Origin of the sequence: Lapidilactobacillus mulanensis, from assembly GCF_003946215.1 — a bacterium.
Classification (GTDB): Bacteria; Bacillota; Bacilli; order Lactobacillales; family Lactobacillaceae; genus Lapidilactobacillus; species Lapidilactobacillus mulanensis.
The window spans coordinates 14967-29048 of sequence record NZ_RHOW01000002.1 but is presented as its reverse complement, the minus strand read 5'-3'; the positions used below and the strand labels follow the sequence as shown (position 1 = coordinate 29048).

General features: G+C 43.4%; 10 protein-coding genes. 7 read left to right on the top strand and 3 right to left on the bottom strand.

All coding sequences use genetic code 11. From position 1 onward, the window contains the following. The first annotated feature begins 1107 nt into the window (after nucleotides 1–1107). The 3 genes from EKM67_RS00775 (at nucleotide 1108) to EKM67_RS00765 (ending at nucleotide 5072) form a co-directional block, all read left to right on the top strand. Nucleotides 1108–1563, top strand: a complete 456-nt coding sequence (locus tag EKM67_RS00775) for a hypothetical protein (RefSeq protein WP_125576287.1) — start codon at nucleotides 1108–1110, stop codon at nucleotides 1561–1563. 165 nt (nucleotides 1564–1728) lie between these two features. Continuing rightward, nucleotides 1729–3051, top strand: coding sequence for a replication-associated recombination protein A (locus tag EKM67_RS00770; protein ID WP_125576285.1), 1323 nt, complete (start codon nucleotides 1729–1731; stop codon nucleotides 3049–3051). Nucleotides 3052–4253: 1202 nt separating this feature from the next. Beyond that, nucleotides 4254–5072 (top strand): ZIP family metal transporter, encoded by an 819-nt coding sequence (locus EKM67_RS00765; RefSeq protein WP_125576435.1) that lies wholly within the window; start codon nucleotides 4254–4256, stop codon nucleotides 5070–5072. A 156-nt stretch (nucleotides 5073–5228) separates the two neighbouring features. Here EKM67_RS00765 and EKM67_RS00760 read toward each other — a convergent pair whose 3' ends face one another. The 3 genes from EKM67_RS00760 to EKM67_RS00750 form a co-directional block, all read right to left on the bottom strand. Continuing rightward, nucleotides 5229–6686, bottom strand: a complete 1458-nt coding sequence (locus EKM67_RS00760; protein ID WP_125576283.1) for an NCS2 family permease — start codon at nucleotides 6684–6686, stop codon at nucleotides 5229–5231. 204 nt (nucleotides 6687–6890) lie between these two features. Next, entirely contained in the window at nucleotides 6891–7979 is a 1089-nt protein-coding gene (locus tag EKM67_RS00755) for a DUF871 domain-containing protein (protein WP_125576281.1), read from the bottom strand. Nucleotides 7980–8506: 527 nt separating this feature from the next. Then, nucleotides 8507–9394 (bottom strand): N-acetylglucosamine kinase, encoded by an 888-nt coding sequence (locus EKM67_RS00750; RefSeq protein ID WP_164506518.1) that lies wholly within the window; start codon nucleotides 9392–9394, stop codon nucleotides 8507–8509. A gap of 535 nt (nucleotides 9395–9929) precedes the next feature. On the opposite strand from EKM67_RS00750, the gene EKM67_RS00745 reads away from it, so the two are divergent. The 4 genes from EKM67_RS00745 (at nucleotide 9930) to EKM67_RS00730 (ending at nucleotide 14063) form a co-directional block, all read left to right on the top strand. After that, nucleotides 9930–10691: an alpha/beta hydrolase gene (locus EKM67_RS00745; RefSeq protein WP_125576277.1), complete on the top strand. Its 762-nt coding sequence runs from the start codon at nucleotides 9930–9932 to the stop codon at nucleotides 10689–10691. Beyond that, nucleotides 10688–11590, top strand: a complete 903-nt coding sequence (gene murQ / locus EKM67_RS00740; protein ID WP_125576275.1) for an N-acetylmuramic acid 6-phosphate etherase — start codon at nucleotides 10688–10690, stop codon at nucleotides 11588–11590. The genes EKM67_RS00745 and murQ overlap by 4 nt, the downstream gene beginning before the upstream one ends. 35 nt (nucleotides 11591–11625) lie before the next feature. Beyond that, nucleotides 11626–12486 carry a MurR/RpiR family transcriptional regulator gene (locus EKM67_RS00735; RefSeq protein ID WP_125576273.1) on the top strand — a complete coding sequence of 287 codons (861 nt, stop codon included), beginning with the start codon at nucleotides 11626–11628 and terminating at the stop codon, nucleotides 12484–12486. 239 nt (nucleotides 12487–12725) lie between these two features. Next, nucleotides 12726–14063 (top strand): PTS sugar transporter subunit IIC, encoded by a 1338-nt coding sequence (locus EKM67_RS00730; RefSeq protein ID WP_125576271.1) that lies wholly within the window; start codon nucleotides 12726–12728, stop codon nucleotides 14061–14063. The last annotated feature ends 19 nt before the right edge of the window (nucleotides 14064–14082 follow it).

The following is a 14082-nucleotide window of genomic DNA, read 5'->3' as shown; positions in this document are numbered from 1 at the left end:
TGTCTTTGAAAAGCTGGTTTGTGGGTGATGGCAGTATGAACTTGCTGCAGAGAATGAACAGCCCACTCGTGGGGACGGCTCCAGGATTTTGGAAGCCCGTCAAAATTCTTCCGCCTAAATTTGGAGATCTTGCCAAAACCGCAAGATCTCCAAATTTCCCATGCTCTAAGCGACGATGAATCTGTCGCTAAGACCATTATCACAGTGTGCTGTTCATTCTCTTCCGCAAATTCTGTGGTTCATTCTAGTGAGCAGATTGAGATTCTGAGCTGTGTTCTGACCTGGTTGAAAAACATGTGGCTTGCGGGTGATGGCAGTATGAATTTGTTGCAGAGAATGAACAGCTCACTCGTGGGGGCGGCTCCAGGATTTTGGAAGCCCACCAAAATTCTGCCGCCTAAATTTGGAGCTCTTGCAAAACCGGCAAGATCTCCGAATTTGCCATGCTCTAAGCGACGATGGATCTGTCGCTAAGACCATTATCACAGTGTGCTGTTCATTCTCTTCCGCAAATTCTGCGGTCCATTCTAGTGAGCGGAGTTGGATTCTGAACTGGACTTTCTCCCGTACCAAGCTTTTATGAGCAACTTGATTTTCCTGGTGGCAAAATATCCAACGTGATCATATTTCCAGCAACAAAGCGATCGGCGTTGAAATCAAATCATTCCGCCCAAACCCAGTTCTTCCGAGTTCACCGCTAAACTAATTCCAGTTTAGGCCGCGGCTGCGTGGGGCAAGTGACGACACTGTGAAACTGCTGTTGCGACATGGCCATCGTCGCTTACAGCAGGGGCGCATTTCGAGATTTTTCTCAGGAGCGGGTTTGGCGACTGAGAAAAAGCTCGAAATCGAGGTGGAAGACTTTCCCCGGAACTTGGGGGAAAGCCTGGAACCGTCCCCACAGTAGTCAGTCACTTGCCCCACGCAGCCGCGACCGAAGGTAGATCAGAAATCTAAACTTGTTATTTTTACTAATTCCAAGCAACCATGGTCAGTAATTCATCGCCGACTTGTTTGATTTTTTTCAAATGCAAGTGCATACATTATTACAAAACTGCGGTATGATAGAGTTATGGAAAAGTTCTTTTTTCAGGGAGGTAGGTCATTATGGCCGAAATTAATCAAAGAATGCATGTGATCGGTTGGTTAGCGACGGAAGATCCAGAAATGTTGGCAATGACAGATCGGATATCTTTTTTCACATTCTTCTATGAATTGTTGCGAAAAGATACGGGCTTGTCGGCGGACTTCAGTGGCTTCACCATCGAAACATTATTGGGGCAACCACAGTTATTAAGTTTTCGTGATCAATATCGAGCAGAACCAGACGCTGTGCTTAAAACGGCGCTGGCTGCTTATCAAGTTGAACCAGATAAAGTCGACAAGGGATTGGCGACGATGGCGTACGTCTTGGTCAAAAATAATAGTCTGATTTTCTTGCAAGACTTCATCCGCCAGTTTGATTTTTGGCGGACGTGGGAGAAATATCACCGTCCAAGTCCGATTCGCTCGTTAAGTCAACACGATCAACAACTGATCTCGGCGCATTTTAACCGCAATTAAAAAATAAATATTGAAATAAAAAGCAGCAGCTGATCAACGGAAGACACAAAGGTGGCGATTATTTTTTGTGGCGTCGTGGATGAGCTGCTTTTTGTATTCTGTCGCGCATTAGCCTGTTATACTAGGGTCAGGATATGTGTTTATCAAATTGAGTAGGTGATTCAAATGAGTGAAATTTCTTTGTTTAGTGGTGACGATGCCGAATTTGAGCCGCTCGCAAATCGGGTGCGTCCGCGAAATCTGTCTGAATTCGTGGGACAGCCGCAATTAGTTGGCCCGGGAAAAGTTTTGCGAGAATTGATCGAGAACGATCACATACCGTCTATGATTTTCTGGGGGCCTCCAGGTGTTGGCAAGACAACGTTAGCTGCAATTATTGCGCAGCAAACTCAGGCGAAATTTGTAAATTTGAGCGCGGTGACTAGCAGTATCAAAGATATTCGCCAAGTGATGAAAGAGGCAGAAGATAATCGTCAGTTTGGCGAAAAAACGATTCTGTTTATCGATGAAATTCATCGATTCAACAAGGCACAACAGGACGCTTTTTTTCCATACGTTGAAAAAGGCAGCATTATTCTCATTGGTGCCACCACCGAAAACCCATCGTTCGAAATTAATTCGGCTTTATTGTCGCGGACTAAAGTTTTCGTACTACAAGCTTTGGATAGCGATGATATTCTGCAACTTCTAAAAAATGCATTACAAGATCCACGAGGCTATGGTCAACAACAGATCGAAATTGATGAAGCGTCTTTACAAATTATCGCCAATTTTGCCAACGGAGATGCACGCGTCGGCTTGAATTCGCTAGAAATGGCGGTACTCAATGGTCAGCGCGATGGGGATAAAATTACCATCACTAAAGAAGATTTGAAACAATTTCTTGGCAAAAAATCTTTGTTGTACGATAAAAAAGGCGAGGAACACTATAATTTAATTTCCGCATTGCATAAATCGATGCGCAATAGTGATCCAGATGCAGCCGTTTATTGGTTGGCGCGGATGTTGGAATCGGGCGAAGATCCATTGTACGTTGCGCGGCGTCTGGTTCGTTTTTCCAGTGAAGATATTGGGCTGGCGGATAGTCGAGCGTTGGAATTAGCGGTGGCAACTTATCAGGCCTGTCATTTCATTGGCATGCCAGAATGTTCGGTCAATCTGACGCAACTGGTGATCTATTTATCGTTGGCGCCTAAGTCTAATGCGGCTTATTCAGCTTATGACGCAGCTAAGAAGGATGCGCAAGATACGCAAGCAGAACTCGTGCCGCTACAAATTCGCAATGCGCCGACGAAATTGATGAAAGAATTGCATTATGGCGAGGATTATCAGTATGCGCATGATAGTAAGGATAAGATAACGAATATGCAGACGATGCCAGATAATTTGGTGGGTCATGAATATTATCATCCCACGGATCAAGGTAGCGAAGCGCGGGTCGCGCAGAGGTTAGAACAAATTAAGAAGTGGCATCGGGAGAATGGATAGTTGGATTGCTTGAAAATTTTGTCTACCTGCGGCAGAAGTTGCTCCAGAAAATAGTGGGAGGTTGCTGTGGAGACGGCTCCAAGCTTTTGGAAGTGCGCCAAAAGTTTTCCGCCTAAAATGTGAGCTCCGGAAAACCGCCGGATCTCGCATTTTCTCTTTCTGTAAACTCACAAAGACCGTTCGTTAACAGAAATACCACTGCAATCCCACTATTTTCTTCCGCAACTTCTGCCTAAACCTATTTCGTTTAGGCTAGGATTTGAATAACAGGGTTCCTTGAACTTGATGGACATTGTTGCCTTTACTCTGAATAGCTTTTTCTAGGAGGTCGTATGTTTGTTGCGGAGTTTTTTCCGGCTTAATTGAAGTAATTAAAAGCTTTAATCTACCTTCGGCAGAAGTTGCTCCAGAAAATAGTGGGAAGTTGCTGTGGGGACGGTTGCAGGATTTCCAAAGTACGGAAATTCTTCCGCCTAAAATGTGAGCTCCGGAAACCCATCGGATCTCACATTTTCCCATTTTGTAAATTCGCAAAAACCGCTCATTAACAAAATTACCACTGCAATCCCACTATTTTCTTCCGCAACTTCTGCCTAAACTTATTTCGTTTAGGCTAGGATTGAAATCACAGGGTTCCTCAAGCTTGATTGACATTGTTGTCTTTACTTTAAATAGTTCAGCTTAAAAGTCTGAACGGTAATCACATCCGCCTTTCGTCTTCTACAAAAACAGTTGCGGTACAAATCAGTCGTACAGGGCTAGACGTTAACTAGAGTTAACCACTATAAAACTGCCGAGATGAGTCAGAACGCGGAAGAAAAAGTTGCGACTCGCAGTGAAATTGTTCTTGCGGGACCAACTTATTTATTAAACGGTCTCGGATAAGTCGCACAATAATTCAGTTACCCACAAAACTAAAGTCCCGCTAGAACAAGGGTGATCTTCAAGACTTTGCCGATTTTGCAAAGGCTTGAAGTCATCCCCACAGCGAGGCGCAACATTTTTCTGCAGCGTTCTGACGGAGCCGAACCAACTCCTACCACACGCAAACAAAGCCTTCATAAACCAGTTATTAACGCTGTTTTATGAAGCTATGCATCCAATTGTTTAGGCAAAGCTAAAACACCATTTTAATAAAGCTAACATTTTTATTCCCTTTTTGATTCAGACATGATAAAGTTATCTTGAGGAGTGTGAACATGATGATAGATTTCTTTATTAAATTGGCACCATGGCAACAGGCTCTAGTGGGTACTTTATTCACGTACGGAATGACCGCGCTCGGTGCGGCATTAGTTTTCTTTTTCAAAAACATTAACAAAAATGTTTTAAACCTGATGCTTGGTTTTGCTTCTGGTGTGATGATCGCCGCGAGTTTCTGGTCATTATTAGATCCCGCGATCGATCAGGCTGAAGCGAACGGCGATATTGCTTGGTTAGTGGTCGCAATCGGTTTTGGTGCTGGGGGGCTGTTTTTGTACTTGGCAGACCGGGTGTTACCTCATTTACCAATTGGTCGTCAAGAGAGCAAGGGCGATTTTCCATCGTATTTACGGCGAACGGTATTGCTGGTCTTCTCGATCACGCTGCATAATATTCCTGAAGGGCTCGCGGTCGGTGTAGCTTTCGGTGCAGTTAGTCATGCGAGTAATCCGGCGATTGCAGTTGCGGCTGCGATTTCTGTTGCACTTGGAATCGGGATTCAGAATTTCCCTGAAGGTGCTGCGGTTTCGATTCCGTTGCGTCAAGGTGGTTTGTCGCGGACACGTTCATTTATGTACGGACAGGCATCCGGAATCGTTGAGCCTATTGCCGGTGTGATCGGTGCGTTGTTGGTTAGCCGGATGACGGTTATTTTGCCATATGCCTTAGCATTTGCGGCTGGCGCAATGATTTATGTGGTGGTCGAAGAATTAATTCCCGAAGCACAACAAAGTGTTGAACGTAAAAATCACACGGCTGTTTTCGGCGTGATGACAGGATTTATTATCATGATGATCTTGGATGTTGCGTTAAGTTAAAATTATTTCGTCGTTCTGAAATCAATGCCTAAGTGATAACCGCTCCAATCGTTGTCGATTTAGTCATTGATTCCAACTCACGATGATCAGTGGGAACGCAAAAAGATCCAGCAACCAATATTTCTACGGTTGCTGGATCTTTTTTTGTCGTCAAGATTAAATAATAGCTAAGACGATGAAATTGACGATGAATAAAATTGTGACGATCCATAAAACGGGATGAACTTCTTTGGCTTTGCCATTGACCAACTTGATCAGGCAGTAGGTGATGAATCCAGCGGCGATCCCGTAAGAAATGTTATAGCACAGGCCCATGAAGATCGAGGACATGAATGCTGGAATCGCTTCGGATAAATCGTTCCAGTCAATTTCTTTGAACGAGCCCATCATCATGACCCCAACGGCGATCAGTGCTGGTGCGATGGCTTGTGTGGGAATGATGGAAATAAATGGGGCGAACAAACTACTGAGTAAGAATAAAATGGCGGTGACAACGCTGGTTAAACCGGTACGGCCACCCGCACCAATTCCGGCAGCACTTTCGACATAAGTTGTGGTGTTACTTGTTCCGAAGATGGCGCCGATCGAAGTCGCAATGGAATCAGCGAATAATGCGCGATCCATTTTCGAAGAGAAGCCGTGGCCATCTTCCATTTCCTTCTCGTCTTGCGCAGAAAAGATTCCTGTACGGCGACCGGTTCCGATAAAGGTTCCCAGGGTATCAAAGGTGTCGGAGAAACTAAAGGCAAAAATAGTCATGATCACAAGCGGGAGGCGACTTGTATCGCCGAATAATGCGCCCATTCCCTTAGAACCGAGCGCCGCACCGAAAGTGGTTTGTAACTGTCCGATGGAATTCCCAAGTGAATTTGCCCCAGAGATATGTAAATTAGTGACGCCCATGGGAATGCCGACCACGGTGGCGATGATGATACTTAATAGAACCGCGCCGGACACTTTTTTAACGAGGAGAACGATGACAACAGCTAGGCCAATGAGTGCAAGCAATGCGCCTGATTGCGAAAAATTGACCAGTGCAGGGACGATGCCGCCGTTAGAGATAATGTTAGTGATGCCACCTTTAAACGTCGTCTGAGTGGCGCTAAAGGCCTTACCGTTGATGCTAGTGATGCTACTTGGTTCAGAAGTGAATTGGAGGAAGCCGGCATTCTTGAAACCGATATAGGCGATGAAGACGCCGATCCCGCCGCCCATGGCTTGTTGCAGCGTTTCGGGAATGGCGGTGATGATCAACTTACGAATTTTAGTGATCGTAATCAGAATATTGATCAATCCGCAAATGAAAACCAAACCCAGCGCTTCTTGCCAGGAAAATCCTAAGGCAAAACAAACGGTGTAAGTGAAGAATGCATTGAGTCCCATTCCGGGTGCGAGTGCGTAAGGGACATTGGCGAACAATCCCATGAATAAAGTTCCGACTGCTGAGGCAATGATTGTGGCTAAGAAAACCGCCTGTGACGGCATGCCCGTCAGCGAGAGCACCGATGGATTAACGAAAAGAATATAAGACATGGCGAAAAATGTGGTGACCCCAGCCATAATTTCTGTACTGACCTTCGTTCGGTTCTTGGTGAGCTGAAAGAAATTATTCATCAATATTGTTCTCCTTTTACTAGTTGATGAATTAATAATAGCCTAGTATAGATTAATTATCAATATTAAAACGAACAATATTTATTTAATTAAAAATATTGTTCGTTAATTTTATGCTTGGAATAATTTTTAAATTCGTTTATTTCATTAGAGCAGTCAAAAAAAGCTGAGAATTTCTTCTCAGCTTTTAGAAACAATTTTAAATTAGGCTTGGAATTTAAATTTGCTCCAAGGCTTGATGAAGTCGAGCAAAATCTTTTCATCTGGTGTAATTGAACCCACTTTATTTTTACGCGAGCCAGTATGTGGTTCGAGAACTAATTGCAATTCATTCTTGTAGATCCCGAAATCATCGTTACCGACGACGATATCACCACGTTGGAATTCGATGGTATTGTCATGTGGTGCGTTGGGAACTGCTTTGTATTCCACACGAGTCATGGTTGACCGAATCACTAAACTGTTCATGTCACCACGACGGAAATGTTGATGGCCGAGGACGATTTTTTTCTCAATGTCATTGACGCCGTCGACGAAATCAACGTGGAATTGAACTTGATAACGATTCAATTCGGATAGAGCTTTCAATTCGTCTTCGGAAGCGTAGGCATTCCCAATGATCACGTCATCAATCATGTTCGTTGCAAACAAGTGCTTTGCTTGAACATCGATTGGCAATCGACGATCCATTTCCATTGTTGGCAAACCATCATTAACGTTCCAAGGCCCCATGTTACCGACTTGGCTGGCAACAAAAGCAGCGGTATGGATACCGAAGTTCTTGAAACGACGACTGCATTCCATGAAGAAATCATAAGGAAGCGCGGTCCCAACTTGAGGATAGAAGTTATGACAGCCATAAATGAACGACTCGTTAGCTTGATAGCTGATAATATTATTCAAGTAATCCACATTGTTACTCATGTTTAATTCGATGATCAACCCATATTCGTTGTATGACAACATAGCTTCAGTTGAGCCGTCAAAACCTTGATCCAAACGAATACCAGCAACATGCAAGTCGGCGAAGAATTTAAGATCAGAATAGCTAATGCCTAATTCGTCGAAAATTCGTGGTGAAACATCGATAATCGTTTGGTAACCAAGATCATTACCAACATCAACGATTTTTTGATATTTTTTCTGTGTTTCCTCAGGCGAACCCTGAACCTCAAGCATACTCATGAAAATCCGTGAGAAACCATATTTGTGACCCAATTCGAGATATTGTTTGTTAGCCTCGAAATCGCTATGGTCAGGATAAATCGATAAACCTAATTGACGCATTGTCAAATGAACCACTCCTTTTTATAAGTTGTGAGAGCTGACGTTTTGGCTGCGTAAGCTAAGTTCCGGAGTCAATTGATTCGTATTTTGAATCCATTGACTCCGAAACTTAGCTCTAGCAGACAGTCAGCTCGAACACGATTAAACAAGTTGTGAGCAGCCATGGGTTGAAATTGAGGATTAACGCCGATAACAACTAAAACCCGAATTGTGGTTTCAGTTGTTATCAAGTTAACCGGAAATTTCAATGGCTGCGAGCACAATTCAATACATACAGAATTTTTCTTAAAAATAGCTAAAACACAAGTAACCACTAACAATTATTACACGTGATGAATTGAGAAAGCAAGCAACAAGTAAGCGCTAAAATTGGATTTTGAAATTGGTCTATATCAATTTTGAGCAGTCCGTTTGGAATTTAATAATTGATCATGTAAGCAGTTTATGCGAACTGACCAAATTTAAACTCGGATTTATTTATCTAGATTGTGGGCGATGAATTTTAGCGGTCTAGCCGTAAAAAAAATTATGAATTATTGCCAAGCATCCCAAAAAATTGCGCCGCGGCCATTATTCGTTGAAACAACGTGACCAGTGACATTTGGATGCTGTTCTTGAATGTGCGCCAATAGAATGTGGCGATAGAAATCGTTGTGTACCAGGACGGAACCGGAAAAAGCGATTCGTTCTGGAATGGGTTGCTGATATTGCGCATACAATCCTAAAACTTCATCGGCTAAAGCAGTGGCCTGATCAGTCAGAACGGTTTGGGCTTCGACGCTACCAGTTGTGGCGAGCTCCGCAATTTTGACTGCAAAAGCCGCGATATCTTTGCGGCTGAGGGCATAATATTTCTGAACGGCTTGTTTAACGTCTTCGGCGCCGAATAATTGCAAAAGTGGGGCGCTTAATTCACTCGACTGCTGGAGGTCATGCTGCTTCAAAATTTGTTTAACAGCCTGCTCGGTAATTTTATAGGCACTGCCAGTGTCACCAAGTAGAAAACCCCAGCCGCCATAGCGAATCATATTTTTATTCTGACGGCCATAAACGACGGAGCCAGTTCCAGCAATAACTAAGGTGCCATCTTGGCCTTCTAATCCGTTTAGCAAAGCCAGCTGGGCATCACTAATGACGTCCGTTTTAACACCGAATTTTTCGGTGAAATCCGTCGCGACTTCGCTAGCATTATTAGTCGTTTCCACACCTGCGATACCGATCAGAATATGCTGGCAGTCTGCACGATCTAAGTGTGCAAAAATTTCAGTCAGTACAGTGGTCAAATTTTGATAAGTGTTCTCCTGATCCAAAAAAATATTACCAGGACCACTTTGCGTTTGAAAAATAACCTTGCCAGATTTTTCTAAGGCCTGTCCGACAATGTGACTGCCACCGCTATCAACACCAATTACATATTTCAATGTGTTTTTACCTTCTTTGTTGTTAAAATCTGTTTCAAAACCGTCAGCTCTCACAGCTTGTAAGTGCGTTCGAGCTGACTGTCTGCTATAGCTAAGTTCCTAAGTCAAAGGATTCAAAACCGGAATCAATTGACTTAGGAGACTTAGCTTACGCAGCCAAAACCGTCAGCTCTCGCAGCATAAGTGCGTTCGAAGCCATTGAAAGTTCCGGTTAACTTGGATCATACTGAAATCTAAAACCAGATTTTAGTATGATCCGAAGTTAATCCTCACTTTCAACCCATGGCTTCTCACAGCTTGTAAGTGCGTTCGAAGCGACTGAAATCAATGTCTAAGCCACAAGGACTGAAATCCAAAAGCAGGATTTTAGTTCTTGCGGGCTTAGCCAAGGATTTCAAAACCGTCGCTTCTCACAGCATGTTGTTCAACCCCAATTATAAATTAGTGGAATTTTTTTTCAAGTTTTAATTGAAAAAAATGATTTTTTGTTTTATAAATAGACTATATCCTTTTATTAAAAGTTAGGAAGTTAATTATGGCGTTCTTAGATCTGCTTCGTTCTTCTGCGATATTGGCGAATCAAACTCGGGTGCAAATTATTTTGCCCGATCAGATAGCACCCGGTGAAAAGTTGCCGGTTTTGTGGCTGCTTCACGGTTTAGGCGATAATGGGAGCTGTTGGCAGCGGAAAACTAACTTAGAACAAGTCGCGAGTCAGTCTAGATTATGTATTGTGATGCCTGATGGCGGTCGCAGTTTTTATACGAATATGGCGATTGGTGGTCACTATTGGGATTATCTGACGCAAGAATTGATCCCGCAAATGCGCGAAATGTTGCCGCTCAGTGTGGCGCCAGCTGATAATTTCGTTGGTGGTAACTCGATGGGTGGCTATGGGGCGTTTAAGTTGGCTTTTAAAAAGCCGGACTGGTTCAGTGCGGTCATCGCACTTTCACCGGTCACAGATCTCAGCGTTGTGCCCACGATCATGCCGGATTATCAGGCGGTTTTCGGTGAAACTGGATTGGAGCAACCTGATTATCAACTGCGGCAAATGGCCAAGCAAGCAGATTCTGTTCAACTTAAAAATCTGCGTTGGTATCACGCAATCGGTGATCAAGATTTTATGAAACAAGCCAATGATAGTTTTAACGATTTTCTGACGACAGATTTAAATTTAAAGGTCACTTATCAAACCGGCGCCGGCGATCATGATTGGGTTTATTGGAACGATCAAATCGGTGCGGCCTTGCAGTGGCTAATGAATAATAGAAAAGAAGAGGTTCAAAATAAATGATCAAACGTACAACAGAAATGCGCAATCCGGACACCATGGCGATCGATGAAATGTCGACGCAACAAATTTTGACGACGATCAACGCACAAGATCAAAAAGTACCACTAGCAATCAGTGAACCAGAAATATTGACCGAGTTGACAAAAATCGTCGATTCAGTTGTTACTAGTTTCAAAAAAGGCGGCCGTTTATTCTACATCGGTGCGGGGACGAGTGGCCGTTTGGGCGTCTTGGATGCCGCAGAATGTGTGCCGACTTTTGGCACCGATCCAGAAATGGTTCAAGGTTTAATTGCAGGTGGCGACAGTGCTATGACTGAAGCAGTCGAAGGTGCAGAAGATTCTGAAGCCGGTGGTCGCGATGATTTAGTTGGGCACCACTTGTCTGATAAGGATTTTGTGCTGGGAATTGCTGCAAGTGGCACGACGCCGTATGTGATCGGTGGTTTGGATTACGCGCGCGAAATCGGCGCAGGCACCGGCGCACTGAGTTGCAATCACCAGGCACTCATCAGTGAACATGCCGAGTTTGCCATTGAAGCTGTCGTTGGCCCCGAAGTTGTGACCGGTTCGACGCGGATGAAGGCGGGCACCGCCGAAAAAATGATTTTGAATATGATTTCGACAACGTCTATGATCAAGTTGGGAAAAGTCTACGGCAATTTGATGGTTGATGTGAAACCGACTAACCTGAAATTAGTCGACCGTTCTAAACGAATTATCAAGGATGCTACGGGTGTTGATTTCGACACGGCCGCGAAATATTTTGAACTGTCACAACAGCAGCCTAAAGTGGCCATTGTGATGATCAACGGCGAGGTTGATTACCAGACCGCAGTAACAGCTCTAGAAAAAACTAACGGCTTTATTGCGGCAGCTTTAAAAGAATTGCGAAAATAAACATGATCTGGTAGCTCAACTAAGGAGGTAAATTCATGTCTGTTCGTGGTCGTATTTTAAATGCAAAGAACGAGTTGTCAGATGCCGAGGCAAAGGTCGCTGATTATATTTTGAAACATCAGCAACAAGTGTTGAAGATGACCATTAAGCAATTATCGAAGGCATCAAATTCAAGCCCGGCCTCGGTTATTCGGTTGACGAAACGCCTGGATATCGATAGTTTCACCACGTTAAAAATCTTGTTATCCTCAGATCTGACCAAGAATCGGTCCGATCCTAAAGACAACGCCGATATTACCAAGAATGAACAGCTCAGCTCGATCAAAGAAAAACTGCTATCCAGCGCGTTGCAATCGATTCGCGAAACGACAGATCAAGTCAACGAGGATGAAGTCAATCACTTAGTCAGCGCGATCATTCATTCGCAACGACTATTTGTTTTTGGTATTGGGGCTTCATACTTGGCGGTGGAAAATATTTCGCAGAAGTGGAATCGAATTGGTTATCCAACCGTCGCCGATAATGATTTAAACGCGTTGTTGCCTAAGGTGGTCAATGCTGGTAAGAACGATGTTTTGTGGATCATCTCGAACTCAGGGGAGTCTCCAGAAGTTTTACTTGCCGCGCAAACCGCCAAAAAAAATGGCGTCCAAGTTGTTTCGTTGACGCGTTTTGGTAATAATAGTTTGGCCAAGCTGTCGGATATTTCTGTGCATACTTCGCAGCCGATGGAAAGCCCGAACCGAATTGCCGCGACGAACTCGTTGCTGGCGCAGTTTATGTTGATCGATATTATTTTCTACTTCTTCGTCAGCAAGAGTTTCGATAAAAGTGCCAAGGCTTTGGACACGTCGTCTAAAGTTGTGCGCGATTATAAACAGAGTTTACTGAAATAAAATTTCAGTAGGACGTTTCAGCTATAAAACCACTTCCAAGTGCGTTAATTGGGAATAGGTCGGTTTCATTTTTGAACCGGATTTCTTATTTTTTGATAAAAAATAAGCTCAATATAAAATATTTTTCGAAGAATATGTTGAAATTTAATTTCAACATGTTATAATAACTCGTGAAGGCGGATACACGTCTGAATGCAGTTTGCAATTATTATGTGACCTTTTTGGGAGGAGTGATTTTCATGGATAAAATCATGAAATGGGTTGAAGAAAAACTGGTACCACCAATGGCAAAGATCGGGACGCAACGTCACCTGCTAGCCATTCGTAACGGGGTTGTTTCTTCACTTTCATTGATTTTAATTGGTACGTTTTTCATGGTCTTCATCAACTTGCCGGTTGATGCTTGGAAAGCTGCTTTAGCACCATATTCAAATATTATTGTTTTACCATATCGGATGACCATGGGTTTGATGGCAATCTACGCCACATTCGTCATGGGTGCCGACTTGGCCAAGTCTTACAAATTGGATAGTGTGACTGGTGGTATTTTATCATTAGGAACATTCTTCATGTTCCAAGTTCCAGTTAACATTACAACACCTAAGTCAGCACCACTTGGTTTCGTTTTACCAATGACTTATACTGGTGCTTCAGGTATGTTTACTGGTATCGTCTCAATGATCTTCGCCGTTGAAGTCTATCGTTTCTTCAAGACTCACAACGTCACGATCAAGATGCCTGAACAAGTTCCACCTGCAGTTGCGCGTTCATTCGAAGCTTTGATCCCTGGTTTTGTGATCATCACTGCAGTTTGGATCGTTCGTGACATCGCTGGATTTGACTTGAATGCCGCTTTGTTGATGCTCTTCAAGCCATTAACCAATATCTTAGGCAATAACTTGTTTGGCGCCTTGTTACCAATGTTCTTGATCCATTTCTTATGGTCATTTGGTATTCATGGGATGAGTATTGTCGGTTCATTAGTTCGCCCAATGTGGTTGATCATGTTGGATGAAAACGGCAAGGCTTTAGCATCAGGTACTGCTGCAACTAACTTACCAAATATTGCCCCTGAACAATTATTCCAGTGGACAGTTACAATTGGTGGTGCCGGTGCAACTTTAGTTGTTGCAATTTTATTCTTAACCGTCTGCAAATCTAAGTTCTTAAAAGAAGTTGGACGTTTCTCGATCGTTCCTGGTATCTTCAACATTAACGAACCAATGATCTTCGGTGCGCCAATGATGTTGAACCCATACATGTTTATTCCGTTCAACGTTGTACCATTGATCTTAACAACAATTAGTTACTTCGCGGTCAAAGGCGGATTAGTCAATGGATTCAGTACGATCCCTGCATGGACGTTGCCTGCACCAATTGGTGGTTACCTCTCAGCCGGTAACGACTGGCGTGTAGTTGTCCTGATCTTCATCAACATGGCGATTGCAACGATCATCTACTACCCATTTGTTAAAGCTTATGACAAACATATGCTTGAGCAAGAAGCAGGCAAGACAGACGAAGAAATCATGAAGGGTACTTCTGATGACGACGCTTCTGCACCTGCAAATGCCTAATTAGTTCGAACAAGATTTA

What these genes read in the sequence shown, in the direction of transcription:
- EKM67_RS00775 (WP_125576287.1), top strand. Translation starts at nt 1,108, where the DNA reads ATGGCCGAAATTAATCAAAGAATGCATGTGATCGGTTGGTTAGCGACG.
- EKM67_RS00770 (WP_125576285.1), top strand. Translation starts at nt 1,729, where the DNA reads ATGAGTGAAATTTCTTTGTTTAGTGGTGACGATGCCGAATTTGAGCCG.
- EKM67_RS00765 (WP_125576435.1), top strand. Translation starts at nt 4,254, where the DNA reads ATGATAGATTTCTTTATTAAATTGGCACCATGGCAACAGGCTCTAGTG.
- EKM67_RS00760 (WP_125576283.1), bottom strand. Translation starts at nt 6,686, where the DNA reads ATGAATAATTTCTTTCAGCTCACCAAGAACCGAACGAAGGTCAGTACA.
- EKM67_RS00745 (WP_125576277.1), top strand. Translation starts at nt 9,930, where the DNA reads ATGGCGTTCTTAGATCTGCTTCGTTCTTCTGCGATATTGGCGAATCAA.
- murQ (WP_125576275.1), top strand. Translation starts at nt 10,688, where the DNA reads ATGATCAAACGTACAACAGAAATGCGCAATCCGGACACCATGGCGATC.
- EKM67_RS00735 (WP_125576273.1), top strand. Translation starts at nt 11,626, where the DNA reads ATGTCTGTTCGTGGTCGTATTTTAAATGCAAAGAACGAGTTGTCAGAT.
- EKM67_RS00730 (WP_125576271.1), top strand. Translation starts at nt 12,726, where the DNA reads ATGGATAAAATCATGAAATGGGTTGAAGAAAAACTGGTACCACCAATG.